Source organism: Priestia sp. 40, assembly GCF_049368575.1.
Taxonomy (GTDB): Bacteria; Bacillota; Bacilli; order Bacillales; family Bacillaceae_H; genus Priestia; species Priestia zanthoxyli.
In genome coordinates this window covers 233236-259833 of sequence record NZ_JBMPZA010000005.1, presented here as the reverse complement: position 1 = coordinate 259833, position 26598 = coordinate 233236, and the positions used below count along the sequence as shown (strand labels likewise).

The 26598-nt window shown below is 39.8% G+C and carries 29 protein-coding genes; 19 read left to right on the top strand and 10 right to left on the bottom strand.

What is annotated here, in order from left to right; all coding sequences use genetic code 11:
- The first annotated feature begins 47 nt into the window (after positions 1–47).
- The 9 genes from ACO1DI_RS02350 (at position 48) to ACO1DI_RS02310 (ending at position 7911) form a co-directional block, all read left to right on the top strand.
- Positions 48–1133 (top strand): LLM class flavin-dependent oxidoreductase, encoded by a 1086-nt coding sequence (locus tag ACO1DI_RS02350; RefSeq protein ID WP_209367279.1) that lies wholly within the window; start codon positions 48–50, stop codon positions 1131–1133.
- A gap of 26 nt (positions 1134–1159) precedes the next feature.
- Entirely contained in the window at positions 1160–1942 is a 783-nt protein-coding gene (locus ACO1DI_RS02345; protein ID WP_014458999.1) for an ABC transporter permease subunit, read from the top strand.
- Between the two features lie 18 nt (positions 1943–1960).
- On the top strand, positions 1961–2731 hold the full coding sequence (locus ACO1DI_RS02340) for an ATP-binding cassette domain-containing protein (protein WP_325075141.1): 771 nt from the start codon (positions 1961–1963) through the stop codon (positions 2729–2731).
- A gap of 12 nt (positions 2732–2743) precedes the next feature.
- The gene (locus tag ACO1DI_RS02335; RefSeq protein ID WP_133177273.1) at positions 2744–3130 is read left to right on the top strand and encodes a hypothetical protein; all 387 of its coding nucleotides are present in this window, start codon (positions 2744–2746) and stop codon (positions 3128–3130) included.
- A 19-nt stretch (positions 3131–3149) separates the two neighbouring features.
- Entirely contained in the window at positions 3150–3905 is a 756-nt protein-coding gene (locus ACO1DI_RS02330) for an enoyl-CoA hydratase/isomerase family protein (protein WP_221781423.1), read from the top strand.
- Positions 3906–3942: 37 nt separating this feature from the next.
- Positions 3943–4914, top strand: coding sequence for an aliphatic sulfonate ABC transporter substrate-binding protein (locus ACO1DI_RS02325; protein WP_423145032.1), 972 nt, complete (start codon positions 3943–3945; stop codon positions 4912–4914).
- Between the two features lie 38 nt (positions 4915–4952).
- Positions 4953–6008, top strand: a complete 1056-nt coding sequence (locus tag ACO1DI_RS02320; RefSeq protein ID WP_423145031.1) for an ABC transporter substrate-binding protein — start codon at positions 4953–4955, stop codon at positions 6006–6008.
- Positions 6009–6040: 32 nt separating this feature from the next.
- Positions 6041–6808 carry a class II aldolase/adducin family protein gene (locus tag ACO1DI_RS02315; protein ID WP_014459005.1) on the top strand — a complete coding sequence of 256 codons (768 nt, stop codon included), beginning with the start codon at positions 6041–6043 and terminating at the stop codon, positions 6806–6808.
- A gap of 77 nt (positions 6809–6885) precedes the next feature.
- Complete coding sequence (locus ACO1DI_RS02310; protein ID WP_014459006.1) at positions 6886–7911, top strand: ABC transporter substrate-binding protein; 1026 nt, start codon at positions 6886–6888, stop codon at positions 7909–7911.
- A 20-nt stretch (positions 7912–7931) separates the two neighbouring features.
- Here the strand turns inward: ACO1DI_RS02310 and ACO1DI_RS02305 are convergent, their stop codons facing one another.
- On the bottom strand, positions 7932–8405 hold the full coding sequence (locus ACO1DI_RS02305; protein ID WP_014459007.1) for a hypothetical protein: 474 nt from the start codon (positions 8403–8405) through the stop codon (positions 7932–7934).
- A gap of 74 nt (positions 8406–8479) precedes the next feature.
- On the bottom strand, positions 8480–9610 hold the full coding sequence (locus tag ACO1DI_RS02300; RefSeq protein ID WP_423145030.1) for a GerAB/ArcD/ProY family transporter: 1131 nt from the start codon (positions 9608–9610) through the stop codon (positions 8480–8482).
- A 327-nt stretch (positions 9611–9937) separates the two neighbouring features.
- Here ACO1DI_RS02300 and ACO1DI_RS02295 point away from each other — a divergent pair, with 327 nt between their 5' ends.
- The 4 genes from ACO1DI_RS02295 to ACO1DI_RS02280 all read left to right on the top strand — a co-directional run bounded on the left by ACO1DI_RS02295 (position 9938) and on the right by ACO1DI_RS02280 (position 14292).
- Positions 9938–10420 carry a GNAT family N-acetyltransferase gene (locus ACO1DI_RS02295; protein WP_423145029.1) on the top strand — a complete coding sequence of 161 codons (483 nt, stop codon included), beginning with the start codon at positions 9938–9940 and terminating at the stop codon, positions 10418–10420.
- Between the two features lie 2 nt (positions 10421–10422).
- Positions 10423–11502, top strand: coding sequence for a DNA alkylation repair protein (locus ACO1DI_RS02290; RefSeq protein WP_140451233.1), 1080 nt, complete (start codon positions 10423–10425; stop codon positions 11500–11502).
- Positions 11503–11658: 156 nt separating this feature from the next.
- Positions 11659–12243 (top strand): hypothetical protein, encoded by a 585-nt coding sequence (locus ACO1DI_RS02285; protein WP_226555116.1) that lies wholly within the window; start codon positions 11659–11661, stop codon positions 12241–12243.
- 393 nt (positions 12244–12636) lie between these two features.
- Positions 12637–14292, top strand: coding sequence for a M14 family metallopeptidase (locus ACO1DI_RS02280; protein ID WP_182421676.1), 1656 nt, complete (start codon positions 12637–12639; stop codon positions 14290–14292).
- Between the two features lie 22 nt (positions 14293–14314).
- On the opposite strand, the gene ACO1DI_RS02275 is transcribed toward ACO1DI_RS02280, so the two are convergent.
- Together ACO1DI_RS02275 and ACO1DI_RS02270 are read right to left on the bottom strand one after the other, a co-directional pair.
- Positions 14315–14470 carry a hypothetical protein gene (locus ACO1DI_RS02275; RefSeq protein WP_423145028.1) on the bottom strand — a complete coding sequence of 52 codons (156 nt, stop codon included), beginning with the start codon at positions 14468–14470 and terminating at the stop codon, positions 14315–14317.
- An 81-nt stretch (positions 14471–14551) separates the two neighbouring features.
- A complete protein-coding gene (locus ACO1DI_RS02270) occupies positions 14552–14890 on the bottom strand; it encodes a general stress protein (protein WP_423145027.1) in 339 nt (112 codons plus the stop codon).
- Positions 14891–15112: 222 nt separating this feature from the next.
- Here ACO1DI_RS02270 and ACO1DI_RS02265 point away from each other — a divergent pair, with 222 nt between their 5' ends.
- Both ACO1DI_RS02265 and ACO1DI_RS02260 read left to right on the top strand, forming a co-directional pair.
- Positions 15113–15982: an SDR family oxidoreductase gene (locus ACO1DI_RS02265; RefSeq protein ID WP_013058194.1), complete on the top strand. Its 870-nt coding sequence runs from the start codon at positions 15113–15115 to the stop codon at positions 15980–15982.
- A 31-nt stretch (positions 15983–16013) separates the two neighbouring features.
- A complete protein-coding gene (locus ACO1DI_RS02260) occupies positions 16014–16238 on the top strand; it encodes a hypothetical protein (RefSeq protein ID WP_014459016.1) in 225 nt (74 codons plus the stop codon).
- Between the two features lie 51 nt (positions 16239–16289).
- Here the strand turns inward: ACO1DI_RS02260 and ACO1DI_RS02255 are convergent, their stop codons facing one another.
- Entirely contained in the window at positions 16290–17147 is an 858-nt protein-coding gene (locus tag ACO1DI_RS02255; RefSeq protein ID WP_042991999.1) for an STAS domain-containing protein, read from the bottom strand.
- Between the two features lie 169 nt (positions 17148–17316).
- Between ACO1DI_RS02255 and ACO1DI_RS02250 the strand changes: the two genes are divergently transcribed.
- Positions 17317–18258, top strand: coding sequence for a magnesium transporter CorA family protein (locus ACO1DI_RS02250; protein WP_140451236.1), 942 nt, complete (start codon positions 17317–17319; stop codon positions 18256–18258).
- A gap of 79 nt (positions 18259–18337) precedes the next feature.
- Here the strand turns inward: ACO1DI_RS02250 and ACO1DI_RS02245 are convergent, their stop codons facing one another.
- The 4 genes from ACO1DI_RS02245 to ACO1DI_RS02230 all read right to left on the bottom strand — a co-directional run bounded on the left by ACO1DI_RS02245 (position 18338) and on the right by ACO1DI_RS02230 (position 20576).
- Positions 18338–18475, bottom strand: coding sequence for a hypothetical protein (locus ACO1DI_RS02245; RefSeq protein ID WP_165573563.1), 138 nt, complete (start codon positions 18473–18475; stop codon positions 18338–18340).
- Positions 18476–18607: 132 nt separating this feature from the next.
- Positions 18608–18904, bottom strand: a complete 297-nt coding sequence (locus ACO1DI_RS02240) for a hypothetical protein (protein WP_176343689.1) — start codon at positions 18902–18904, stop codon at positions 18608–18610.
- Positions 18905–18928: 24 nt separating this feature from the next.
- Positions 18929–19231, bottom strand: a complete 303-nt coding sequence (locus tag ACO1DI_RS02235) for a hypothetical protein (protein ID WP_115654515.1) — start codon at positions 19229–19231, stop codon at positions 18929–18931.
- 133 nt (positions 19232–19364) lie between these two features.
- The gene (locus ACO1DI_RS02230) at positions 19365–20576 is read right to left on the bottom strand and encodes an AGE family epimerase/isomerase (protein ID WP_209367267.1); all 1212 of its coding nucleotides are present in this window, start codon (positions 20574–20576) and stop codon (positions 19365–19367) included.
- 345 nt (positions 20577–20921) lie between these two features.
- On the opposite strand from ACO1DI_RS02230, the gene ACO1DI_RS02225 reads away from it, so the two are divergent.
- From ACO1DI_RS02225 to ACO1DI_RS02215, 3 genes are all read left to right on the top strand, one after another.
- The gene (locus ACO1DI_RS02225) at positions 20922–22250 is read left to right on the top strand and encodes an SH3 domain-containing protein (protein WP_423145026.1); all 1329 of its coding nucleotides are present in this window, start codon (positions 20922–20924) and stop codon (positions 22248–22250) included.
- Between the two features lie 277 nt (positions 22251–22527).
- The gene (locus ACO1DI_RS02220; protein ID WP_423145025.1) at positions 22528–24171 is read left to right on the top strand and encodes a diguanylate cyclase domain-containing protein; all 1644 of its coding nucleotides are present in this window, start codon (positions 22528–22530) and stop codon (positions 24169–24171) included.
- A gap of 17 nt (positions 24172–24188) precedes the next feature.
- Complete coding sequence (locus ACO1DI_RS02215) at positions 24189–25700, top strand: methyl-accepting chemotaxis protein (RefSeq protein WP_423145024.1); 1512 nt, start codon at positions 24189–24191, stop codon at positions 25698–25700.
- Between the two features lie 210 nt (positions 25701–25910).
- Here the strand turns inward: ACO1DI_RS02215 and ACO1DI_RS02210 are convergent, their stop codons facing one another.
- Positions 25911–26417 carry a hypothetical protein gene (locus ACO1DI_RS02210; RefSeq protein WP_423145243.1) on the bottom strand — a complete coding sequence of 169 codons (507 nt, stop codon included), beginning with the start codon at positions 26415–26417 and terminating at the stop codon, positions 25911–25913.
- Between the last annotated feature and the right edge of the window lie 181 nt (positions 26418–26598).

Below are 26598 nucleotides of genomic sequence, written 5' to 3'. Positions count from 1 at the left end.
AAAACATACTATTTTTATAGAAAAAATATGATATTGGAGGAATAAGAATGGTTGAAATCCTTACAATGTCTCCTACATCAGGAGACGGAAAATATGTTGGAGTGCCCTGGGACATTGAGCCTTCTTTTGAATATAATCATCAAATTGCTCAAATGGCCGAGCAGACAGGTTTTTCAGCGCTGCTTCTCCCAGTAGGAGCAGAATGCCTAGATGCATCAATTGTAGCTTCATCTTTGATACAATCGACTGAAAATTTAAAATTCTTATATGCAGCTAGACCAGGCTTTATTAGCCCAACAGTCTTTGCAAAGCAATTTGCTACGCTCGATTATTTATCAAATGGAAGAGCTGTTATTAATGTGGTTACAGGTGGTTCGCAGGCTGATTTAGAAAGAGATGGAGATAGTCTTCCACATCATTTACGCTACAAAAGAACCGAAGAATTTGTTCATATTTTAAAACGTTTATTTACCGAAGACGTGGTAAACCATCAAGGAGACTATTACTCTATTAAAAATGCATCTCTTTTCCCAAAACCAGTGCAACGCCCAAGACCTGAGATTTTTATGGGAGGAGCATCTGAAGCTGGTAAACAAGTGGCTGCTAAATTAGCAGATGTCTACATGATGTGGGGAGAAACATTGGAAAATACAAAGCATCGAATCGAAGAAATGAAACACCTAGCAGCCAAAGAAGGAAGAACGCTGAAGTACTCGGTTTCTCTTCAAGTTATTACAGCAGATACGGAAGAGAAGGCTTGGGAGAAAGCCCATAATCTAATTAGCAAAGTAAGTGAAAGTAGCTTAGAAAGTAAAAAGAAATTTAGATTAAAAGATGAATCTGTCGGTCATCAAAGGTTGGAAGATTTAATGCAAGAATCAAAAGAAAAGGATTTTATTATTGGACCTAACCTTTGGGCAGGCTTAACTCAAGTTTTAAGCGGGAACTCTATTGCATTAGTTGGAACACCAGATCAAATAGCTGATCGCGTGGTAGAGTATGTAGATTTGGGGTTCGAAAAAGTATTGCTAAGAGGGTTTCCTCATTTAGAAGTAATTGAAGCTATTGGGAAAAAAATCATTCCAAAAGTTAAAGATCGATTAAAAGAAAATCAAGCAAGTGTTCGTTTGTAAGATAGTAAAGCAGAGGAGGTCTAATTGTGAATAGCAAGCAAGCAAACATTTATAGCAAACGAGTAGCACCTTGGGTTTTACCAATTCTATTAGTTGCACTCTGGGAACTATTTTCGGTTACAGGTATTGTATCAAAAGAAACACTTCCTTCTCCATTAGATATTTTATATAGTGCAATTCATCTAGTTCAAACTGGTGAGCTGTTCAATCATATTAAAGTAAGCTTTAGCCGTGCGTTTATTGGTTTTGCCATTGGAGGAAGTATTGGTCTTATTTTAGGAATTGTAAACGGAGTATATCCTGTTGCCGAAAAACATTTGGATACAACCATCCAAATGTTTCGGAATATTCCCCATTTAGCTCTTATTCCACTAGTGATTTTATGGTTAGGAATCGGAGAAGAAGCGAAGATTTTTTTAGTAGCGATCGGCGTATTCTTCCCTATCTATGTAAATACGTATCATGGAATCATTTCAGTTGATAAATCGTTAATTGAAATGGGGAAAGTATATGGTTTAAGCAAAAATAAACTTTTAGTACGAGTGATTTTTAAAGGAGCCCTTCCATCCGTTTTAGTTGGTATTCGCTATTCGTTAGGGATTATGTGGCTGACTTTAATTGTAGCAGAAACTGTAGCAGCTGATTCTGGCATTGGTTACATGGCGATGAATGCACGTGAATTCATGCAAATTGATATTGTTATTGTTGCTATCTTGTTATATGCCATCTTAGGAAAAGTTGCTGATTCTTTAGCAAAGCTATTAGAAGTAAAGCTATTGAAATGGAATCCAAACTATCAAAAATCGTAAAGTAAGGAGTGAGAGAATATGAAATATAAAGGTGGAGGAATTCAATTACAAATACAGCATTTAAAAAAAATCTTTGGAGATGTCGAAGTCTTGAAAGGGATTGATTTAGATATAGCGCCCGGTGAATTCGTCGCTATCGTTGGGCAAAGCGGTTGTGGAAAAAGCACGTTATTAAGACACATTGCAGGACTAGAAAAAGAAACAAGTGGGCAAATCATGCAAAACGGGGAAAGATTACATTCGATCAATCCCTACGCTCGATTTATGTTCCAAGATTCAAGGCTGCTACCATGGGAAAAAATCGTGGCCAATGTAGGTGTTAGTCTAGGGTTAAAAGGCGAGTGGAAAGAGCAGGCGTTAACTTCTCTTAAGCAAGTAGGACTAGAGAGCAGAGCAAATGAGTGGCCGTCTGTTTTATCCGGTGGGCAGCGTCAGCGAGTAGCACTCGCTCGAGCGTTAGCCACTCAGCCGAAGCTGCTGCTATTGGATGAGCCGCTAGGTGCATTAGATGCATTAACGCGTATCGAAATGCAGGAATTGATCGAAGGAATTTGGCAAGAGAAACGCTTCACAGCTCTTTTGGTGACTCATGACGTTTCAGAAGCTATTACGCTAGCGGATCGAGTTATTTTAATTGAACAAGGAAAGATTGCGATGGATTTACGTATACCTCTTCCGAGACCTCGTGAAAGGGGGAGTCATTCGTTTGGAAAACTAGAAAGCAAAGTACTAGCAAGAGTCATGAAAAAAGAAACGTCGTCGCTTTTAGAAGATGCTACGACCGTATAAAAGGAGAAGAGTATGATGCGAGTGGCAGTTGTATTAAATAGCAAGACAGAAAAAATTGTGCCCATTGTGGAAGGAGATATTATCCGGTTATACGATACGGAAACAGAAGAAACAGAAGATGTTACAAATCCCTCTATTCATTTAAGTGAAGGAAAGAGAGGCGCGGTTGTTAAATGGGCTGAAAGTCGAGGCATAAAGGTTCTAGCGGCACCGCCTAGTATGCTGTGTGAGTTATCTTATGGCAGCGCCAAGTCGAAAGGTTTTCATTATTACCGAGTAAGTTCTGACACAGGCTTTGCAGAGTTTCAGCAGCGTTTAAAAAACAAGAATATCGAATTAGTCACAGACTTGCCATCATCTGAAATTGAACCTAGTGCAGCTGTGCTACCTAACGAGTGAAGATTGGGAAGGAGAAGCTATGAAGTATGTAAATATAACAGTTAATCGTCAGCTGTCATCTAAAAAAATCGTTACTCTATCCTTGCACGCACCTCATAATCTTAATGCTATTAATCAAGAATTATACGAAGAGCTCAAGCAATCCTTGGAGGAGATTTCACAGGACAAAGCAATAGGCGCATTGATTTTAAACAGTGACGTATCTAATGCTTTCAGTGCAGGCGTGGATTTACAATTTATTCAAAATTTAAGTAATGAAGAAGCGAGTGATTTTTTCACTAATCTATCGAAGCTGCTAGATACGCTTATTCATTTTCCAGTTCCCACGATTTCTTTTGTCAATAGATATGCCTTCGGAGCAGGAGCTGATCTGGCTATTTCATGCGATGTACGCATTGCCAGTGAATCAGCATACTTTCGATTTCCCGGTCCGCAGTTTGGCTTGGTTTTAGGGACACAGCGGTTGGTTAATGAAATCGGTTCTTCCAAAGCTCGTTTTTTAGCATTGTCAGGTAAGAAGATAAATGGACAAACTGCTTTGGAGTACGGCTTAGTTCATGAACTAAGTGCAAATGAAGAAGCTGGCCAAAAGACTGCTTTGAAATGGGCAAGCACCTTAGCAAACGTTCCATCATACACGACTCAAACAATAAAAGAAGTTTGCCATTCAGGAGAGTCTTTTCATGAACTGACGCGTGCTTCAGTGCTAGAAGGAGATTTTATCAGCCGATTCAGTCAGTATGTGCAAGGTAATAAGAAAAAAGTACGTCATTAGAAAAAAGAGATGCTGAAAAAGCTAGAGGAGATTGAAGATGATTCGAAAAAAAAGGTTTTATACAACAACCATTATTTTGCTGTTGCTCCTAGCTTTAAGCGGATGTGGAGGAAGTAAAGAGACAGCAGCGGGCAATCAGTCAGTAGAAGAAAAAGGTGTCGTAAAAGTAGGATATCAAAAGTCTGCACCTATGCTGCTATTAAAGAAAAAGCAGCTGTTGGAAAAGAACTTAGGGAAATTAGGATATGAAGTGAAGTGGTATGAGTTCAATACAGGAATTGCAGTAGCAGAGGCGTTGAATGCAGGGAGCATCGATATTGGGGGTTTAGGTGATTCTCCTTCTTTATTTGGAAAAGCAAGAGGGCTTGATTTTGTATATATTGCAAGCGAACCTTCTGTGCCTGAATCTGAAGGTATTTTGGTAAAGAAAGATTCTTCTATTAAAACTATTAAGGATCTTAAAGGTAAGAAAATTGCTTTTAATAAAGCGTCAATCTCCCAATACTTGCTGTTAAAAACGCTGAAGTCGGAAGGGTTGACAGAGAATGATATAAACCCAGTGTATCTTAATCCGCCAGAAGCCAGTGTTGCTTTTTCACAAGGGCAAGTAGATGCATGGGTTATATGGGAGCCATACTTTACAACAACTGAAAATAAGGGTAATCGCGTGTTATCAGATGCTACTGGTCTTGTTTCCTTTCGTTCTTTCTATGTAGCTGGTGAAAAATTTGTGAAAGATAATCCGAAAGCAACAAAACAAATTGTATTAGAGCTTCAAAAGGTTGGAAAAGAAATTAATAAAAATCCTCAGGAAGCAGCTGAATTAGTATCAGATGCTACCAAGATTCCAGTTGACACTTGGAAAGAGATCTTGAAGAAAAAGCCAGCCGATGTTCAATTTATGAATCAAAAAGCTGCAGATGACCTTCAAGAGCAGGCGAATGACCTCTTAGAAATGAAATTAATTACAAAACAAATTGACGTTGAAAACTCGTACTGGTCTCCTTAAAAATGAGAAGAAAATATGAAAGGAGCGTGTAAAAAGATATGAAGGTTAAAGGGGCGGCCAGTGTTCAAATGAAAAAGCGAGCTTTTCATCTTCAATTTCTGCTTCTCTTACTAACTATAGTTATAGGATGCTTGATGACCGCTTGTGATCAAAAAAGCTCCGCTAGTGAACCGGAAAAAAATAAGCTATCTGATGTAACGCTACGAGTAGCGCAAACAGGATGGAGCAGTATTGAAGAAGAGTTAAAAGCAGCGGGGCTAGAAAATACACCATATAAGATTGATTATAGTGTATTTCAAGGTGGAAACCTTCAGCTTGAAGCGATGGCAGGAGGTCATATAGATTTTTCGCTATCGAGCGAAATTCCTCCTATCTTTGCTAATTTATCTGAAGGCAATGGGAATTTCAAAGTAGTTGCGGTGCAAGAAGGTAATACATTAAATCAAGAAGTGGTTGTTCCAAAAAATTCTTCAATAAAAACCGTAGCCGACTTAAAAGGGAAAAAGGTTGCTTATGTAAAAAATACAACCGCTCATTATTTTTTACTCAAACTGCTAAAAGAAGCAGGATTAGAGTGGAAAGACATTAAGCCAGTGGAACTTTCTACATCTGATGGGCTCACAGCGCTTTTAGGAGGAAATGTGGATGCATTTGCAAGCTATGGTGTCTCTATTATATCTGCTCATGAAAAGGGGGCAAAAACGATAGCAAGTGGTAAAGACATTTTATCAGGAAACTTCCTCATTACCGTGCCGCCTAAGCTCCTTGAGGATAAAAACAAAAAAGCGGCATTGGTTGACTTGCTGGATCGATTGCAAAAAGCCCATAAATGGACACGAGAAAATCAAGAGCAGTGGGCGAAGGTTGTCGCAACAAATACACATCAGCCAGTCAGTCAGGCACTAACAACACTAAAAGAAGGTGAAGAACAGCGTCCAAGCATTATTACTCCTATTACCACTCAGCAAATTAAATCAGAGCAAGATGTGGCGGATACGTTTTATTCAGAATCACTTTTGAAAGAAAAAATAGATGTTAAAAAGTTTTGGACAAAGGTATTAAATAGTGACGTAGAAAAAATAGGACTAAACTAAAAAAACGGAATATTAGGAAAGGTGAATGAGATATGTCAACAAAAGCAGCGTCTATTTATAATGAGCCAACATTTCACAATGTAGAGGAAGAACGTCAACATCGTAAGGAAAGGCTAGCAGGTGCTTTTCGGATTTTTAATCAATTTGGATTTAATGAAGGGGTGGCGGGACATATAACAGTTCGAGATCCTGAAAAAGAAGATCATTACTGGGTGAATCCGTTAGGTGTACATTTTGGACAAATGAAAGTAAGTGATTTGCATCTTGTTAATCACAGCGGAGATGTCGTCGTAGGGAATCGTCCAATTAATAAAGCGGCGATTGCGATTCACTCGCAAATTCATCAAGCAAGACCAGATGTAATCGCTGCTGCCCACTCTCACTCTCTTTATGGTAAAGCATGGTCGTCTTTAGGAAGGTTACTTGATCCGCTTACGCAAGACTCATGTGTATTTTATCAAGATCACGGCTTATTTGATGATTTTACGGGAGTAGTTTTAGAAAAAAGTGAAGGTGAACGCATTGCTGATGCACTTCAGCAATATAAGGGTGTTATTTTGAGGAATCACGGACTTCTCACGGTTGGAAATAGCGTAGATGAAGCGGCTTATTGGTTTATTGCTATGGACCGAGCTTGTCATGCTCAGCTTCTTGCTGAAGCAGCAGGAAGACCTATTCCAATTGATCATGAAACGGCTGTTTTGACGCACTCACAAGTAAGTAGTCCATCGGGAGGCTGGTTCAACTTTCAACAGCTATGGTACAAGCTGCTTGATGAGGAGCCCGATGTTTTAAACTAAATAAAAAAAGGGGCTTAGGCATTGATACAAACGTTTCAATGCCTAAGTAAGTACGATGAAAAGGGGAACATATACATATGAAAATCTTGCAAAAAGCTTCAGGTTTTATGAAGAGGAACCTATGTAAGCGAATTTTAGTAGTAAGCATTCTTACTATAGGAAGTGCATCTATTTTATCTGGCTGCAGTGAGGCAAATGAAACAGCAGGAAAAGAGAAAATAGATTTGTCAAAAGTAACAATTGTATTGGGAGATCAAGCTGGAATGACTAAGGCCAAAGTAGAGGCTTCTAAAGTACTTGAAGGTACACCTTACAAAGTAAAATGGGCAAGCTTTCAAGGAGCAGCCCCTTTATTTGAAGCAGTAAAAGCAGGATCAGTAGATACAGCTCCTGCCGGAGATACGCCTGTGTTAGCCGCCGCTGCATCTGACGTACCAATAAAGATTATCGCCACGAGCGTTTCTTCTCCGAAAGCCGTCGGGATATTAGTCAAGAAAAATTCATCAATCAAAACAATAAAGGATTTAAAAGGAAAAACGGTCGTCGTTTCTTCAGCAAAAGGCAGTATTGCACAATATTTATTAATTGAAGCATTAAAAGAAGAAGGGCTGTCTACGAAAGATGTTAACGTTAAGTTTGTTCTTCCTACTGATGCAGCAGCAGCTTTCAAGGCTGGGCAGCTAGAAGCATGGGCTACTTTTGACCCGTATTTAGCGATTTCTGAGAAGAACGGTGGAAGAGTATTGCGTACAGGCGAAGGAATTAATACGGGGCTAGGGTTTATCACAGCCTCAGAAAAAGCACTGCAGGATCCCGGGAAAAAAGCAGCGCTTCAAGACGTAATTAAGCGAATTTCTAAAGCATGGGAATGGGAAAACCAAAATAAAGAAAAGTATGTTAAATTGTATTCTGATATCACCAGATTACCTAATGATGTATCGAAAACAATTAATGGACGAGTAAATGCTGAAGTAAGACCTGTTAAAGAAGAAGATATACGTGCTGTACAGAAAGTAGCCGATGTATTTAAAGAAGAAGATGTATTGCCAAAAGAAGTGGACGTGAATAAATTAGTGGATAAAGAAATTTTTACTGCTAAATAAGATGAAGAAGCCTTTATTCTCTAAAGGCTTTTTGTTATTTTCCTCTCCAACTTACACACCCACCGGTAATACTGCACCACCATCCAAAACAGCAGCGGATTTAGGAGGAGCGAATACCACCACGTCCACCATCCGTAGTGAAAATAACCCCATGGAGCAGGGAGAAGCGCCACTACTTCATAAAGTAAAACAGCAACCGACCAAAGTAAAATATAGGCGGCTTTTTTTGTGATTTTCCCGGCAAAAGGATAGTAGGTAAGAAAAAGCATGTTTACAGGCGGAATGAGAACAGTATAGGCAAAAATACCTTGCCAGTCTGTCTCTTGTGTAAAATACCAGTAGCCGTGAAATTTGAAATTAATGAAGACGTCAAAGATATGCTGAGCAGCAATGGTGAACATCCAAATGTGTACAATTTGATTTGCTGTGAAGCGCTTGTTTGTTTTAAAAGCAAGAATATTAAATATTAAGATAGAAAGAATTAATCCAATCATATTGGTTCTCCTTTTGGCTTCTTGACTATATTGTATAATTTTAGGAGATTAAATCCAATAGAGAAATGGACATACTATGAATTTTCTGCGGTATTTTTCACAGGGACGGACTGTATTTTTTTTCGATTTCTTAAAAATGCGATCACGAGTAAAAGAGCAGGAATGACAATTTGAAACGGAAGATGTAAAGTGAACGGAATGATTTTTAACCCTTCATATACGTGTTCGAAATAGTTTTGAGCAAGAGACAATGAATAAAACAAGACGACTAAGCCGACTGGAAATACAAGCGGTGACGGGTTTTTAAGCTCAAACACGTGGGAAAGCCCCAGCACAGTGGCATAGAAAAACAGACCGATTTTAAAGAAGCCGCCTGTGATTAAAGCCACCATAAAAAACACATCAAGCCGTTCTAAAAAACCTGCGAATTGAATGCTTTGAACAGTGCTTAAAAGCGGAAAAGCAGATCTCGATGTTAAGGTAACACCCAGCACACCTATATTCACAATCATTGTAATCATAAGATTAATACCGTTTAACGTAATTGCGCTGAATACAATCAGAGCGGTCTTTTTCACATTTTTTGTATATGGGAAAATCATTGCAAATACAATGACTTCGCCAAAAGGAAAATACAGCGTCTGGCTGTAGGCAACCCTCAGCACTAAAGAAATACCGTTTTCAAGCATTGGCTTTAGACTTGAAAAATCAAGAAGGCCAGAAACGAAGATAAGAATAAAGCCAGCGACGGCGAGTACATAAATGAAGAAAAACAGCAGTTCCGCCGAACGTGCCATCACTTCAATTCCTTGGCGAACCGTATAGATAATTCCGAGCATCAGTAAAGCGTTCACTATAAACAGCGGCGTGTCAGGATAGACAAAAGTAAGAAGCATCGCGCCGAAATCGCGCAGTACCCGCGCGGCTCCGTTAGCAAAATATAATACGTAAAGAAAAGCCAGTACGCGCCCCGGCACTTTTCCAATAATTTTTTCAATGTACTCCGTCAGAGCTAAATCTGGATAATAGCGGTGCAAGCGATAATAAATAAAAATGAGTGCATAGCTGCTGATCATACCAACTAAAATGGCAATCCAAGCATCTTGCTTAGCGTCCATCGCTAAGCCGACTAAAAAGGCGCTGCCAATCTCAAAGAGCGTAATTAACACAAACAGTTGCCATCCGCTAATTCGAGCATTTTCCACTGACTATTCGCCTCCTTTTCTACAGCTAGTATGCGCTTGTTAATATGGAGCATATGCATCATGTAAGTAAAGAGTTGGCAAATAAAAAGGGGTATTTTGTTAAAAAACAGATATGTTAACCGAAGAGATAAAAGAGAAGGACGTAAAAGGAGAGAGCATATTGGATTTATTTGCAGTCCGCTTATTTACATAGTGGGAAGACGCGATCGAAAAAAAACTTCCGTTACTAAAAAAATATCATACTAACGAAAAAAGCCTTTTCTCTATAAAAGGCTTTTTTCTATGGCGAACATTTGTGCTATGATAGAAAAGCAAGGAGGATACAGCATGAAAGAAAAACAACAGTTTACCATACATACGAATAAAGAAAAACTTGATATAGATGTCATCTACTCGTACCTTCATCATGAATCGTACTGGGCAAAAGGAATTCCGCTTCACCTTGTTCAAACATCTATTGAACACTCCGTTTGTTTTGGCGTGTATGATGAGTGCGATAAACAAGTAGGGTTTGGACGAATTATTTCAGATTTTGCGACGTTTGCTTATTTGGCAGATGTGTTTATTCTTCCGCACGCGCGAGGCAACGGGCTTGGAAAGGCGCTGGTACAAGAGATGATTCGCTATCAGCCGATTCAACACGTACGAAAAATTTTATTGGCAACAAAAGATGCTCACGGTTTGTACAGTCAGTACGGATTCAAGGAAGTTAAAAATAAGCAGCTGTTTATGCAAATTTTTAAAAAAGGGATGTACGAGCGGGCGGTTTATTCAAAAGAAAATAAAATACTGCCTGGAAAAGAGGGATAGATATGGCTGAAGAGTTACGTAAAAGCGTATTTAATGAAGAATTGATTACGCACTTGAGCGACGCTTTTTCACGTGAAATGAGTTCATTTGATCAAAAAGCATTTCATGAGCTGGTTTTTCAACAGGACTGGGAAGACTTAGCGCTGAAAGAGCGCATGAGAAGAATTACGCTTTCCATGCATGAAGTGCTGCCGGCGGATTATGAAGAAGCGCTTCATATTCTCTATAAAGTGGCTCCAACAGTAGGAGGACTTCAAGGTACGATTTTTCCAGATTACGTTGAACTTTACGGATTGAATGCTTGGGAAGCTTCAATAAAAGCACTCGCTTTTTTTACGCCGTTTTCCACGTCAGAATTTGCGGTGCGTCCGTTTTTGATTCAAGATAAAAACCGAATGCTCCAGCAAATGATTGAATGGGCAGGGGATGAAAACCATCATATTCGAAGATTAGCAAGTGAAGGAAGCCGGCCTAGACTTCCATGGGGACAATCAGTACCTGCGTTAAAGCAAGATCCGAAGCAAACGCTGCCGATTTTAGAACAGTTAAAACGCGATGAATCGCTCTATGTCCGCAAAAGCGTAGCCAATCATTTAAATGATATTTCCTACATAGAAAAAGATTGGATGCTTGACGTGATGAAAAGATGGTACGGAAAAGACGTTAAAACGGACTGGATCGTTAAACATGCGTGCCGTTCACTTTTGAAAAAAGGAGAGCCTGAAGCTCTGTCTCTTTTTGGCTATGGAGATGATCCGGGCGTGAGTGTCACAGGGCTTAGCTTACAGCCGCATGTCATTACGATTGGTGATAGCATTAACTTTTCCTTTGAACTATCGGTAGAAAAAAACATGCCGCTTCGCATAGAGTACGGAGTTCATTACGTAAAAGCAAAAGGAAACCGCACTCAAAAAGTGTTTATGCTAAAAAATGTTCAAGCAAAAGCAGGCCAAACGCTGACAGTCACAAGAAAGCATGCGTTTAAAGATTTAAGCACAAGAAAACATTACAGCGGTACGCATACGCTGTCTGTTATTGTAAACGGAGTGGTAAAAGCAGAAGCGGATTTTGTGATCGAGTAACTCTTTCCTTATGGAGAGAGTTTTTTTATGTTTCTATAGAGCTGATGAGGAAACGTAAGTCAATAGGTTGCTGTCCCTTTACTTATTTACAAAATCGACTGATAAACATTCATTTAAATTCCTTTTATGGTATATTAATCCTTAAGGAGTGGTGAAGTGAAAAAATTTATGGTGGGCACATTGAGTGCTTTTTTGGCAATGTCATTGGTAGCGTGCTCAAACTCTGCTAGCAAAGAAGAGAGCGGCTATAGCATTCAAAAAGTGAAAGTCAAGATAACGGATGATGCTGATTTAATTGGAAAAGTTGGTATACAAGATAGCAAAGGAAAAATGGTCGACGTAAAACCAAAAGCGCTGTATTACGAGTTTAAAATGAAGCAGCAAGGCAAGCGTAAATTCTATCAAAATGATAAAGACGAAATAGAAGCTAAAATTATACCGAATGAAGATTTAAAGAAAGCATCTATCAATACAGTAGGGGTTAATGTATTTGATGAGGGGCATGAGCAGTTCGGTACAGGGATGGGAATTGAAGAGTTTGACTATATGAAAAAAGGAAAAGTCGATGTGCACTACGATCTGGGGGCGACTGTTAAAAACAAAGAAATGCCTATGGCTCCGTCCGATCAGGAATTAAAAAAACTCCAAAAAGTTGCGAGGCATGGAAAGCTCGTCATTACAAGAAATAACAAAGAAATTGGTAGATATGATTTAGAGACGTTAGAATCTGTAAAGAACTGACTAATAGTAGAGATAGCTGCACGGAATACGAATCAGCTTACAATAGCTGCTGGGAGAAGTCCTGAATTTTATAACAGTTCATACATAAAAAAAGCTGGAACAAACGTATTTTAGCTGAAGTGAAAAATGAACCATTGATCAACATGTTTGATTAGTGGTTCGTTTTTTTGTTAGGGTGAACATAGATTTCATTTGTCTTCAGATTGAATTGATTCTGCTATGTCTCAATCCTTTTTTATATAAATGCACTCATTTGATACATTAAAATAGTCAAAAAGGTTCAGCTTCCTTATCTTGAAGTTATTTCCTTAAACGGTATAATTATTTATGTAACATTTTAAATATTTTAAAAATTTAAAATGTCTAACCAAAGGGATGGGGAGGAGTAAATGAATGAAAAAAACTGTAAAACGAACGGCCGTGCCGGCGATTTTGTCGATTGGATTATTGCTGTCACCGCTTGCGGTACAAGCTGAGATGCCTTATTACGGAAAAGACTATAGTCAGCCGGAAAAAATTAAAGCGCTTTATCCGGAAATAAAGGTGAATGAAGCAACGCCGGCATTTATGAAAGGACAAGACGCATTTACGACTCAAGAAGAAATGATGAGCTATGTCCAAAAGCTTGCTCATAAAAGTCCGTACGTAAAGCTGAAGATTATCGGTAAATCACAGCAAGGACGAGACATTCCGGCTCTATATTTTTCAAAGGAAAAGAAGTTTGCAGATGGAAAAACATCCAAAAAGCCAACGATTTGGCTTCAAAGTCAAATTCATGGTAATGAACCGGCAAGCGGTGAATCCGTACTCGCTGTGGCGACGCGTTTGACAGAAGACTTTGGAAAAGATGTGTTAAATAAAGTCAACATTGTCATTGTGCCGCGCATTAATCCAGACGGATCTTATGCATTTAAACGTCAGCTAGCAAATAATTTAGACGGAAACCGTGACTACATAAAGCTTGAAAGCCCTGAAGTGCAGAGCGTAAGAGCTGAATTTAACCGTTTTTCACCAGAAGTCGTCATTGACGCTCATGAATATACGCCGTACAGCAGCGGATTTAAAAATATCGGTAAAGAAGGCGTGTGGAAGTATCACGATATTTTACTGCAGTCCGGTCGGAACTTAAATATTCCGCAGCGCATTCGAGACATGTCTGATGAGCTGTTTGTGAACAGTACGCTTACAGCCATTGAAAAGCAAGGATATTCAGGAGAAGTATACTATACGTCTCAAGTGAATAAACAAGGACAGCTTGAAGTAGAAGAAGGCTCAGTTGAACCGCGAATTGGCCGAAACTCACTAGGCTTGTATCCATCGTTTTCGTTTTTAGTCGAAAGCAGAGGGATCGGTATTGGACGAGAAGATTTTCCGCGGCGAGTGAGTGCGCAAATTGCTACGCAAGAAAAGCTGATTACGCAAACAGCTGATCACGCCAAACAAATTAAAGCGCTGATTGCCAAAGAAAAAGCGGCGCTTGTTAAAAAAGGAAAAAATGCAAATGACCATGACCAAATTGTTGTGAACAGCGAAAATAAAAAAATACCAAACTCCACGTTAGAAATGGTTGATGTGGAAAGCGCGTCTGTTAAAGAAATTCCTGTGACGTACTACAGTGCAAAAGAAGCAGCTCCGACGCTTGTCCGCGAGCGTCCGACTGCTTATCTTTTAAAACCAGGACATGAAGAGTTAGCAGAAAAACTGCAGGGACAAGGAGTAAAAGGCTTCAAGTTAACGAAAGAAACGGCTCTTTCAGTAGAAGCGTATTCGGTCAGCAGCCGCATTGAAAATGAAGTCTACGAAAACAAACCAAATGTAGATGTGCAAACAATCGTCAAGTCGAAAACGGTGACGTTCCCAAAAGGAAGCTACGTCTTTTTAACGTCTCAGCCGCAAAACAATTTATTGTCTCTATCCCTTGAGCCGGAATCAGTGGACAGCTTCACAACGTTTGGGTATTTGCCTTCAGAGGTAGGACAAGAACTTGATGTTTACCGGTTTACGCGTTCCATTGAAAAATCGCCTTTACAAAAAGAATCTCGTAAATAATGAAAAAGCGTGGAGCTTGGCTTCACGCTTTTTCACTATGATCACGTGACTGCTGTCGGTTTTTTCTTCTTCTAGAAAAGAAATAAACAAAAAAGCCGGCTAATACAAGAAGTGTAATAAGAAGAATACTAGTAGGAAAGTAAAGAGAGCCTATCTGAATGCCCAAATAGTTTAACATTGTCATAACTTCCTTTCTTGATAAAAAATGGTTTATTTTACTAAATACCCTTGTAAGCTGATAAAAAACCTTTCCGCTGTTTTAGTAGGGAATGTGTTGACTCTGTGCGCCAATAACCAGGATATGTCCTTGTTTCATTTCTTCTATATACTGATTTGCTTCTTGATTAGATAAGCCGAGTGAAGCCATCTTTGAAAAAAGCTCATCTTCTCTTGAAAGAAGCATATTGACCGCCGTTTCAAAAATTCCTTGCTCTGCCATTCTGTATTTTTTGGTGCGTGTTGCCTCCGTTAAATTCTGAGCCCACTCTTTATCATAGGCTAGCAGATAAATATCTTTGTTTGTAAATCCATTCTTTGAAAAAGAACGGATGACGCAGACTGCCTCTTCTTGGTTTTCTGCTACTTGAATGTGTTTCATACACCAACCAAACCTCCTGATAAAAAGATAGTTCCGACATACATCTTCTACTCATTCTGTAGCCCTTGTTTCCAACTTTAAACTTGTTTTCAATAAATTTTCTAAGATAGTAAAAAAGAATAGAAACATCATAAATTTTTAAAAAAGATGTTTGAACTTCAAAACGGAAGGCTAAACGTAGACTATACTAAAAAGTTCCATCAAAAATAGGAGGAGATTAAAATGAATTTACAAGATCAACAAACACAAGGTCAGCCCCAGCAAACGCAAGACCGCCAGCCGGGTATTGAAAGCGAGATGAATCCTCTCCCTATTTATGAGGATGATAATTATATTGGTACAGGAAAATTAAAAGGAAAAGTAGCGCTAGTTACCGGAGGAGACAGCGGAATTGGACGAGCAGTATCCATTGCTTATGCGAAAGAAGGAGCGGACGTAGCCATCGTTTACTTAAATGAACATAGCGACGCCGAGGAAACAAAAGCCCGCATTGAAGAAGAAGGTGTAAGATGCCTGCTGATTGCAGGAGACGTAGGAGACGAATCGTTCTGTAACGAAGCGGTAGAAAAAACGGTGAGTGAGCTTGGAAAGCTTGATATCCTTGTGAACAATGCCGGAGAGCAGCATCCAAAAGAAAGCATTAAGGAAATTACGAGTGAACAGCTTGAACGAACGTTCAAAACGAACTTTTATTCCTACTTTTATTTTACGAAAAAAGCGCTTGATTACTTAGGGAAAGGTAGTGCAATCATTAATACAACGTCGATTAATCCTTATCGCGGAAATCCTCAGCTCATTGATTATACGGCGACAAAAGGAGCGATCAACGGCTTTACGCGCAGCATGGCGCAAGCGCTTGTCAAAGACGGCATTCGCGTGAACGCCGTAGCGCCGGGACCAATCTGGACGCCGCTTATTCCGTCTACTTTCTCAGGCGATAAAGTAGGAGAATTCGGTACAGATACGCCGATGGGCAGACCCGGACATCCTGTGGAGCACGTAGGCTGCTACGTACTATTAGCATCCAATGATTCATCTTATATGACGGGTCAAACGCTTCATGTCAACGGCGGAGACTTTATGAACACATAATTGCTTCACCTATAATAAAGGAGGAGAAAAGATGGGAGAACGCGAGAAAAGATCTATTTCAAATACACCAAAAAAACGAGATGAAACGGAGCAGCGTGTAACAGATCAAGACGAAACGTTATTTGAGCGTTTTAAAGAAGAAGAAACGGTGGACCCTATGCCAATGGAAGACATAAGGCTTGAACAAAAAGAAGAGAAAAATAAAAAGAAAACGAAGGATGAATCGGGTTCTGAACGTATTCATCATAGAAAATAAAAGATAAAAAACAGCCTGAGAAGGCTGTTTTTGTCTTTATAAATCTACTTATTAATGAGTACTAGAAGCAATTACAATTTTTGAATCATCTTCTAATGCTTGAGCAAGATTCGATTTAATCCGTATACGGTCAAATTTTAGTCCAAGCTGCATCGCAGTAGTGGCCAATTCAGGGCGGATACCTGATAAAATCGATTTGACGCCGATTAAATCAAGTGCATCTATCAGCTGGAATAGCTCGTGTGCGACCATTGTATCAATCATCACAACGCCTGATAAATCAATATACAAATGAGCAATTTGCTTTTCTGCACACTGTTTTAACGTGCTTTCTAGAATCATTTTAGCTCTTGTCGTGTCAATATCACCAACTAATGGTAAAAGAGCCACGTCTTTTTTAATCACAATAACAGGTGAACTTAGTTCATGAATCATTTCCTGCTGAGAACGAAGACGACTTGACGCATAATTTTGAGCTTCTGTAATGAATTTTAAGATAATAATATCAAATACTCTTACTACTTTTTCGTTCCACTTATCGATATGCTGTTGAGTCACGTCATGATGAAGTTCTGCAAACTGACGAATATAATCACAATATTGTTTACGGACGTTCATAAACTCTTTAATAATACACTGAATGGGAGTTTGGAGATGGTGTTGATCTTTAGAAACTTTATTTAGCCACGTGTTAAAAGAGTCAAAAAAGCTCTTTTCTTCTTCTATAAAGATGTTGCTGATATATAAATGAAATTCATAGTTTTGCGCTTTTAACCGTTGAATGACATCAGGGTCATTAGAGATATAAACGCCTTCAGAAGATTTTCTGTCCAAAGATTCATACCATTCTTCGGTCATATTTGGTGCATTCTCTAGCAGATAAGAACGTAAAGCGATATCTTTCTTCACTATTATTCTCCTCTCAAACTGATGAAGCATCGCGCATACGCGCAGTGTATCTATTATTATAGCACTTTTGAAATAAAGATGTATATGAAATGTATGTTTATTTAATATGTGAGGTTTTAATTGATTGTATATAGGGAAAAATCCTAATAAAAGGGGAAAGAGGGAAAGTATGAATACCGTGACGAACGACGAATGGAAATGGTATCAGTTTGATGTAGAAGAAGCAGATGGAATAGCTGATGTCCTTAAAGACTATCAGTACCCACGAGATGAATGGTTTTGCCATCAGCTGCAAAAGAAAAACTCTAATCATATTCAAGTAGATGTAGTAGGAGAAAGTGAGCTGATTTATGGTTCACTCATCTATCATAAGAAGTCATTTGATCAAAGGGATTACGATTCGTTTCATTTTTATATTACCGAGGAGTTTATTATAACCGCGGGACTCGATTTAAAAATCCTCGAACAAACCAACCATGAACGAATGATTGAACGCATGAAGCAGTCTGCTAATACGGCGGAAAGTTTTTTTATTCTTTTAGGTGAAATTATGAAAAAGCACTTAAACGGGTTTGATCAGTTTGAAAGTCATTTCAGAGAGCTTCTTTGGGAAGTGCGGCATAATAATAACATCGACGTGTTAGATGAAATTCATAAAGCGCGCTATGACCTGCTTATATGGACAAATCTAATCAGTTCTGTTCGAGAAGTCACAATGGGAATCGAAGAAGCGTTTCATAAAAAAATTAACCAAACGATTCAATATCAGCGGATGTGCAAAAAAATCGAAATCGGCTTAACGCTAATTGAACAATATCAAAAAGAATTTGACGCGTTAATTAAATTAGAAGAAGTTGTGTCTACTCACAGAGGAAATGAGATTATGAAAGCTTTAACGCTTTTAACAGCAATTAGTACACCTTTAACCGCTTTTGGGGCCCTTTGGGGAATGAACTTCAAAGGGATGCCGGAGCTTGATTGGAAGTTTGGCTATATCTACGCGCTCATTTTAATTGTTCTTTCAACGGTTGCTCTTTATCTCTATTTAAAAATGAAAGGCTGGACGGGAGATCTGTTAAAAGGAAGAAAAAAGAATTCATTTTTTAAATAAGCTTTAATAAAAGAGGGTGAGACATAACTAAATGAATCCAACCTAAAGGCGAACAAATGAGATACATGAGCTGGCCTGCTTATGACACCGCAATTGATTTCCGTGCAAGGCTTCGCTTTCCGCGGGCGGCCGCTGAGCCTCCTCGTCGCTTGCGCTCCTGCGGGGTCTCATCTGTTCCGCTTTTCTCGCAGGAGTCTTCGCCTTGCCCTCCAATCAACTGCTAGAAGGAACAAAATAGATCAAACTATATTCACCATCACAAAAAACGAACCACTCATCAAACATGTTGATTAATGGTTCGTTTTTCACTTGGGCTAAAATATTTTTGTCCCAGCCTCTTTGTTGTTTGTTATCCGCGCCTCCACGTCGTAGGCTCACCTGAACGAAGGCACCTTGGAAATAAATCGTTTTCTTTTAGCTTTACTTGATTGCCGTTTTCGTCGGTATAGCGACCGGTTTGCGGAACCAATTCTCCGGTTGAAAAGGCGTCATCTACAGGCTTCCACGTCGTGGATTCACGTGTGTGTGGACACGGTGTAAAAAGGTCATCTTTTTGAAAAATCTTAATTTCGCCTTCAGCGCAAATGTAAGCACCGGATTCTGGTACAGCTTCACTCGTTCGATAAATGTTCTGTACAGTTTTCACACGTATCCAACCTTTCGTTTTCTATTAGTTGTATTTTAGTGTCCCTGTCGTGGCATCCATGTACGTGCGGTCTTCTATGATATCTGAGTCGTCTAGCTTTCTAAAAGGTGCGCAGTAGCAGACAACACCCGTCTCGATTTCAATTTCTTGAAATCCGTACGCACGGCAAAGGTACTCACCAACATCCGCCGGAGCTGGATGCGTATCCAGCTCATCTAACGCTTCATTAAACATCTCTAAAAATTCTTTTTTCGAAAACTTCTTTTCATGATGCAGTGTCACTGGGTCTCCAGAATCTGTTCCTTGTGCTAACGCGTAAAAATACATCGTCCTCACTCCTTGCATATATATAGTCGAGCTTTTTCTGAATTGTAGAAACATTGATTGTTAATAAGTAAATTCCCTTAAATAAAAAAAATAAACGCATCTGGAAGAAAACGGTTTCTTTGTTATTATGATCTTAACGAGAATTCAGCGCAATCAGCGTTTGATAGCAGGCTGCAACAGGGTGATAATCGGCTTTAGGCGCCGGGCTTTTTTTCGAGCTGTAGCGTTCATTTTGCTGATTTAACAGCTGATACCAGCCTCCATATGTGTGATCGATAAAATGCTTTTGACAGTAGGAAAACAGCGCGTCGTAAGCTTTCCAATACCCGCTGTCTTCGGTTTTTACCCCGAGCAGTGAAGCCGCAGAAATGGCTTCGGCCATCACCCAGTAGTTTTTATCTGGGTCAATGACCTCTTCTTGAGGGGACAGCGCAAAGTAAAGACCTCCGTACTTAGCATCCCAGCCTCCGTTCCAGCCCTTATCAAACAAATACTTTGCACGTTCTGTCATCCAGTTTTCCGAACGGTGCCGATCAAGCCATAAAAGCAGCTTGCTCCATTCAAACTGATGTCCTGGTATAAAGCCGTACGGACGAAATTCATCTTTTGTATTGTTTTTATTGTAGTCCCAATCCGGCTGCCAGTCTGTATCATAATGCTCCCAAATCATGCCTCCAGATCGTTCAGCAAGCTGCTGAGTAACGCCTTTTGCAAGCGTGTACGCTCGGTCTAAGTATTTTTTATCTCTTGTTGCTTCAAAGGCAGAAAGCATCGCTTCACACATATGCATGTTTGCATTTTGGCCCCGATAGAAAGAAGCAGCTGACCACGATGCGTCCCATTCGTCTCGGTAAAAGCCGTGCGCATCTTCCCAAAAGTACTTTTCCATCACGCTATATACCTGTTCAATGGTTTCTTTTGCTTCTTGAATGCCGGCTTGATATGCGATGGAAGAAGCTAAAAGCGTAAAAGCGTGGCCATATGCTTGTTTAGAATCATCTTTTACTTCGCCGTCATCGGCTATTTCAAAAAAATACCCGCCGTGCTCTCTATCATAATGGTTGTTTTGTAGAAAACGAATGCCGTGCTGAGCTGCTTCTTTGCACCAATCCGGTCCGTCTAAAAGAGCCCCTACACTGAAGATATAAATAAAGCGCGCCGTACTTACTAAGTGCTTTGAATGCGTATTGTTGACGGTGCCGTCGTCGTAGTATTCATGGATATACCCGCCGTTTTTCTTGTCAATACAAGCAGGATAGTAGAAATGAAGCGTATCAAAAATATGCTGTTTTAATGTATGAGGTTCTCGAAACGCAGTTGAGGAAAAACCCGTTGCCGTGTTCATTTTATCACCATCTCAATCTTTGTTTTTAGTTGTTTTTTACCCTAAGCAGTTGGGCGTAAACGTAAGGGTTTTTTTGCTGTTTCTGCTCTATTATTCTATTTTTGTTGAAAATGTATCAGTTTGGAAACAAGTTTGAAATATTTTGATATACTTTTGACACGATTATCCTGTATTCTAAAAGTACGTGCTAGCTGGAACGAAGTAATGGTAAGCCTCTAGACGTCGAATAATTTTACTTAATGTTGTTTAGTTAAGGTTGAGCTTAAACATCGGATCCTGTTTTCACTTAACCTATTAAACTAGCAGCATATATTTCTATTATATTTTGCAAATGAGGTATAAAAAATGACAGAAGTGAACAAACAAAGATTTTACAAAAAATTAGCGGTAACAGGTCTTGCTTTTACACTTGTAGGGGCAGGAACTCTAGGTCTTCATTCTTTAAATTTTACGGGTGAGCCAACTGTTGCAAGCGCAGCGGCGGAAACATATACAACAACGGCGAATTTAAACATTCGAAGCGGCCCATCGACGTCCAACGCGATTATTGCAACGGTTAAACAAGGCACGCAGCTAACGGTAATTGGACAAGCAGCAAGCGGCTGGCTGAAAGTAAGCTATCAAGGCAAAACGGGCTACGTAAGCAGTGAGTATGTTAAAAAGTCAGCGAGTTCAACGACCAAAACCTATGTAACAACGGCAAATTTAAATATTCGAAGCGGTCCATCTACGTCAAGCGCGATTGTTGTAACGGTCAAACAAGGCACGCAGCTAACGTCGACAGAACAAGCAGCGAACGGCTGGCTAAAAGTAAGCTATCAAGGCAAAACGGGCTATGTGAGCACGCAGTACGTAAAGGAATCAACGGGTTCTTCTGAACCGGCTCCAGCTCCAGCAGCTTCTGTCTATGTGGCAACGGCGAATTTAAATGTTCGAACAACTGCTTCAACTTCTGGTGCGGTTATGGCAACACTTAAAGCCGGCACACAGCTCGACGTAACGGCTAAAGCAGCAAACGGCTGGCTGAAAATTACGTATCAAGGTAAGGTTGGTTATGTAAGCGGTCAATACGTACGAGCATTAGCTGGCATGAAAGTGGTTTCGAACCCTGAAAGTATACAAGTTGTTGTGAATAAACAAAACAAGCTTCCGGAAAACTACGTTCCGAAAGATTTAGTATATACAACGATTCCATTTACATTCAAAGAACAAACGGAAAAGAAAAAAATGCGCAGTGAAGCAGCCGCTGCTATTGCACAGTTATTTGCGGGTGCGAAAAAACAAGGCGTTACGCTTCTTGGCGTATCAGCTTACCGTTCACATGCAACGCAAAGCGCGCTTTTTAGTTCGTATGTTCAACGAGACGGTTATGATAAAGCGGCAACTTATAGCGCACTGCCAGGCACGAGTGAACATGAAACGGGTCTTGGAATTGATGTAACAAAAGGAGACGGCACATGTGCTGCTCAAGACTGCTTTGGCGGAACAAAAGAAGCAGCTTGGCTCGATGCCCACGCAGCAGAATACGGATTTATTATTCGTTATCCAAAAGGGAAAGATGCGGTAACCGGTTATAAATATGAGCCGTGGCATTTGCGATATGTAGGCAAGCCAGTGGCGCAGGCGATTAAGAGTAAAGGCATTACGCTTGAAGAGTATTACGGAATTAAGTGATTTTTAAAAAAGAGGCTAAAATAACAGTAGCTTAGTTGAAGGAAGATCCGAACGCGTTTGATTCTTGATTTAGAATCAAATGAGTTCGGATCTCTTTTATTTTTGTTCATCATGTTTACCCTTCTTGTGAAGGAGGGTAGGTAATGATACAAAAGAACTACTGTTTGTACATTTAAAGTTGTGTTTGTGTGTGAAAAGATCTAGTGTATATTTCATACAGAAGTGTAAAGTACAGGGGGCGTTCATCTGTGAAAAAACGAAGGAGATGCATCCTACCATGTTGAAAAATCATATGTTTGAATTTTATTTTGATCAAATGAATGAGCTGGTTTTTTTAGCGGAAGTAAAGAACCAACATCTTTATTATAAAAAAATGAATAAAGCGGCTGCTAAGCTTGTACGGTGCCAAGGAGAAGCGGGCATGCGGCTAAAAAGCGTACTCCCTGAGCGGGCGTATCACTCCCTTTACCCTTACTATATGAAAGCGATGGAAACAAAAAAGCCAGTTACCTACCATGACATAAATATCTTCTCAGATGAAGCTGAAGCGTTTGAAACAACGCTTACCCCAATTTTTGATGATACCGACAATAGTACGCACCTATTAGTGATGAGTAAAAATATCCAGAAGTTAAAAAAAGAATTAGCTCAAACCATGGAGCAGTATAAGTCGCTTTTTATGAACCATGAAAACGCCATATGTATGATGAATTTAGGCGGTAAAATTGTTCAAGCAAATCCTGCCTGTGAGCAAATGTTCGGCTACGGTGCGCAGGATATCATCAACAGTTCTTACATGCAGCTGCTAGAAGAACTGAAGATTGATGTGCGTGCTTTGCCTCTGCATCACATCATATACGACCAAAGCTACAGTAAAGAAATCCAAGCGTGGCACAAAGAAAAAGGAATGATTTATTTATATGTTACAAACGTGCCCATCATAGTGGAAAATGAATGGATTGGTATTTACTTGATTGCTCAGGACGTTACAAAGGAAAAGGTAGCTGAAATAAAGTTGGAAAACACGGTGAAAGATTTAGCAAACATGAAGTATGCCCTTGATGAGTCCGCTATTGTGAGCGTCCTGGATCCATATGGAACGATTAGGTATGTCAATGATATGTTCTGTACAATATTTGGCTATGAAAAAGAAGAGCTAATTGGACAATCATACGAGTTATTTAATGTAAGCTATGATCTTCGGGTTCTTGAAAGTATTGGACAAGGAAAGGTTTGGAGAGGGCAAGTCAAAAGCATAACAAAAGAAGGCGTCATCGTGTGGAGCCATAAGACCATTGTTCCGCTGACAGATATTCATCATCGCATCTCAAGCTACGTGCTGATTCAAACCGATATTACTGCGCAAAAAAAATTAGAAAATCAGCTGAAGTTTAAGGCATTTCATGACAGTTTGACGGGGGTGCCGAATCGAATGATGCTGCAAAAACAAGTGCAGGCTGCGATCGAACAAAAAGAAAGATTTGGCCTGCTGTTTTTAGACTGTGATAATTTTAAAGAAGTGAACGATCAATTTGGTCATGATATCGGCGATGCATTTTTAATTCAGTACGCGCATCGCTTAACGTCTTGCATTCGCACATGTGACGAAGTGTATCGCCTTGGAGGCGATGAATTTGTTATCTTGCTTCGGCAGATTGAAAGGAGCGAGGAAATACAGCAGATTATGGAACGAATTCACCGAGAGCTTCAAAAAGAATGGAGTATTGAATCCTGCACCTTTACAGCTACATCGACAATTGGAGCCGCTTATTATCCAGAAAACGGAGAATCGTTTCAAGAGCTGTTAAAACAGGCGGATCAAGCGCTGTACGAAGGAAAACGACAGGGGAAAAATAACGTGAATTTCTATAAAAAAAACCAATCTGTAGCCGATTCTATAGATGAAGAAAGTATTGTCTAATATAGAAAGGGATAAATATGAATAAAGATAAATTAATGGTTGTTTTATCAAGCGGAGCAGTGATACTTTCTCTGCTCATACATATCATTCATGGTATTTGGCCGATGGGTATGTCCGGCATGTCCATGGAACATAATTCAACGCCAGGCGAAGTGTCATCGATCTTTTTGATGCTTCCTATTCTTTTTCTTGGTGTGCTGCTTGTGCTGTACGTTAAAAAGCATGAGCTAGTACCTGCGTTTGTGACGCTAACGCTGACGTTTTCAAGTATCAGCACGGTTGTAGGCGGAGGAGGAATGGTTGAGTATCACTTTTCAATTTTTATGGTGATAGCCATTCTTTCCTACTATGAAAATCTAAAGCTGTTATTGTTAATGACGGGTATTTTTGTCGTCGAGCATCTAGCTGGATTTTTCGTGCCATTTTTTACACCGATTATTTTCGGAACGTCTTCTTATTCTTTTTCGATGCTTTGCCTTCACGCGGCTTATCTGCTTTTTACATCAGGGGCAACCGCTTGGCAAATTACTTCCAAGAAAAAATACACAGAACAGCTTCAGCAGGAAAATGAACAAAAGCAGCACATCATTTATGACATGATGAAAAAGCTGCATGAAACGAATGGGCAGGTAAGACAGACGGTTGACGACTTAAAGGGGAATTTAGAAGAATCGCAAGCGGCTAGTCATCATACAACGTCTTCAATGCAAGAGCTAGCCGCAGGAGCTGAGCAGCAGGTAATAATGGCTCAAAAAAGCAGTGAGTTTCTAGAAGAGATGACGCAAGGCGTAACCAAAATAGCCGAGGCTTCAGCAGCAGTCAGCGAAGCTTCTGATCAAACAGCAAATGAAGCGGTTCAGGGAAAAGAAAAAATTCAAGAAGCAATTCAACAAATTCATACAATCGATTCTTCTGTTCAGCATGCAGCTAGCGTTATTCATCAGTTAAAAGAACGTTCTGCGGAAATCAACGATATTATGAGTGTGATTTCAGGTATTGCTGCACAAACAAATCTACTGGCGCTAAATGCTGCAATTGAAGCAGCGCGCGCAGGCGAACATGGTAAAGGGTTTGCGGTCGTAGCATCGGAAGTTCGCAAACTTGCAGAACAATCCAATCAGTCAGCCGAACAAGTAGCAAGGCTCATTCAGCATATTCAGCAAGAAATGTCTCAAGCCGTAGCCTTCATTCAATCAGGAACAGCCGATGTAAAAAATGGTATTTTACTAGCCAACGAAGCGGAAAATGTTTTTAATCGAATCGCCAACGCATCTACATACGTTCACGAACAAATTCAGCAAACGGCTGCTTCTGCACAGCAAATAGCAGCCGGATCTACGCAGGTGCTCCATGCCGTCAGCGATATGACCGCTTTTGCCAACCAATCGGCTGTAAGCAGCAACAGCATTTCTTCTGCTTCCGTGCATCAGCTGCAATCGCTGCAGATCATTGACCAGACGGCGGAATTTTTAAGTGGGTTAGTTAAAGAGCTTGGCAGCGTAACGGAAAAGTTAGCGAAGCAAGCGTGAGTGAGGTAGCAGACTACATAGAAGTACTTGATTTTATACACTGGATTAATGTTATAAATCTGGTAAAGAATTATGTACATACAAACATTTAAAAATTTTCTACGAACCTTTAAACCACTAACGTTCATATCAATCCCCTCCTTTAGAGAAATGAAGCGATCTAAAAAGAGGGGATTGATGCTTTTGTCTAAAAGCTAACGTTCCATTTACTTAGTTATTCGTTGGAGAAGGAAATCTCGCTGCTTCAAAATGTGAGCCATCTTCGGATGTGACGATTGTACCAGCTATACTGCTTTGAACAAAAACTTCAACGCGATCGCCAGCTTCTAAATTATAAATAGTAGACACGGATACCGCATTAACAAACGGTGTGTTCCCGCCAAAGAAATCGTTATCGATAGCGATAGCGGTTGTCCCATTTACACGTATTTCTATACGAGTTCTATAATCTAGCATCTGGTCGTTAGGAGAGAATCCAATTGTAGCAATGATGGAATATACGCCATCTTTTTTGGGGCGGAAGGTAGAAGTAATCGGGTTATATTCATTTGCTAAATCAAATTGTTCAGTTGGGAAAACTGCTTTTACAAACGTATTTGCAGGAACATTTTGAGGCATCGTTAAATTGAGCGCTCTAAATGCTGACTCCCGCGTGCTTCCTTTTTTGTCTTTACCTTCTTTGTATTTAGAAGCCCAATCATGTGATTCCTCATAGATATCTTCTGCGCGTCCATAAGTCCAAACCTGTGATTCTTCAGAGCTAGCTTCTTCGTGACCATAAGCCCAGCAGCGTGCTTCCTCAGGGGCATCTTCTTGAAGCTGCTTTTTCTTATTGTTAAGGGAAGCTTTCTTCTTGTAAGGATAAGATTTTTCTACATAATATTTATCATCGTTATCA

Excerpts from the sequence above, each read along its gene's own strand:
- ACO1DI_RS02335 (WP_133177273.1), top strand. The coding sequence starts at position 2,744 with ATGATGCGAGTGGCAGTTGTATTAAATAGCAAGACAGAAAAAATTGTG.
- ACO1DI_RS02250 (WP_140451236.1), top strand. The coding sequence starts at position 17,317 with ATGAATACCGTGACGAACGACGAATGGAAATGGTATCAGTTTGATGTA.
- ACO1DI_RS02295 (WP_423145029.1), top strand. The coding sequence starts at position 9,938 with ATGAAAGAAAAACAACAGTTTACCATACATACGAATAAAGAAAAACTT.
- ACO1DI_RS02260 (WP_014459016.1), top strand. The coding sequence starts at position 16,014 with ATGGGAGAACGCGAGAAAAGATCTATTTCAAATACACCAAAAAAACGA.
- ACO1DI_RS02230 (WP_209367267.1), bottom strand. The coding sequence starts at position 20,576 with ATGAACACGGCAACGGGTTTTTCCTCAACTGCGTTTCGAGAACCTCAT.
- ACO1DI_RS02270 (WP_423145027.1), bottom strand. The coding sequence starts at position 14,890 with ATGAAACACATTCAAGTAGCAGAAAACCAAGAAGAGGCAGTCTGCGTC.
- ACO1DI_RS02310 (WP_014459006.1), top strand. The coding sequence starts at position 6,886 with ATGAAAATCTTGCAAAAAGCTTCAGGTTTTATGAAGAGGAACCTATGT.
- ACO1DI_RS02220 (WP_423145025.1), top strand. The coding sequence starts at position 22,528 with ATGTTGAAAAATCATATGTTTGAATTTTATTTTGATCAAATGAATGAG.
- ACO1DI_RS02325 (WP_423145032.1), top strand. The coding sequence starts at position 3,943 with ATGATTCGAAAAAAAAGGTTTTATACAACAACCATTATTTTGCTGTTG.
- ACO1DI_RS02350 (WP_209367279.1), top strand. The coding sequence starts at position 48 with ATGGTTGAAATCCTTACAATGTCTCCTACATCAGGAGACGGAAAATAT.
- ACO1DI_RS02215 (WP_423145024.1), top strand. The coding sequence starts at position 24,189 with ATGAATAAAGATAAATTAATGGTTGTTTTATCAAGCGGAGCAGTGATA.
- ACO1DI_RS02265 (WP_013058194.1), top strand. The coding sequence starts at position 15,113 with ATGAATTTACAAGATCAACAAACACAAGGTCAGCCCCAGCAAACGCAA.
- ACO1DI_RS02315 (WP_014459005.1), top strand. The coding sequence starts at position 6,041 with ATGTCAACAAAAGCAGCGTCTATTTATAATGAGCCAACATTTCACAAT.
- ACO1DI_RS02225 (WP_423145026.1), top strand. The coding sequence starts at position 20,922 with ATGACAGAAGTGAACAAACAAAGATTTTACAAAAAATTAGCGGTAACA.
- ACO1DI_RS02290 (WP_140451233.1), top strand. The coding sequence starts at position 10,423 with ATGGCTGAAGAGTTACGTAAAAGCGTATTTAATGAAGAATTGATTACG.
- ACO1DI_RS02320 (WP_423145031.1), top strand. The coding sequence starts at position 4,953 with ATGAAGGTTAAAGGGGCGGCCAGTGTTCAAATGAAAAAGCGAGCTTTT.
- ACO1DI_RS02330 (WP_221781423.1), top strand. The coding sequence starts at position 3,150 with ATGAAGTATGTAAATATAACAGTTAATCGTCAGCTGTCATCTAAAAAA.
- ACO1DI_RS02275 (WP_423145028.1), bottom strand. The coding sequence starts at position 14,470 with ATGTTAAACTATTTGGGCATTCAGATAGGCTCTCTTTACTTTCCTACT.
- ACO1DI_RS02235 (WP_115654515.1), bottom strand. The coding sequence starts at position 19,231 with ATGTATTTTTACGCGTTAGCACAAGGAACAGATTCTGGAGACCCAGTG.
- ACO1DI_RS02280 (WP_182421676.1), top strand. The coding sequence starts at position 12,637 with ATGAAAAAAACTGTAAAACGAACGGCCGTGCCGGCGATTTTGTCGATT.
- ACO1DI_RS02340 (WP_325075141.1), top strand. The coding sequence starts at position 1,961 with ATGAAATATAAAGGTGGAGGAATTCAATTACAAATACAGCATTTAAAA.
- ACO1DI_RS02305 (WP_014459007.1), bottom strand. The coding sequence starts at position 8,405 with ATGATTGGATTAATTCTTTCTATCTTAATATTTAATATTCTTGCTTTT.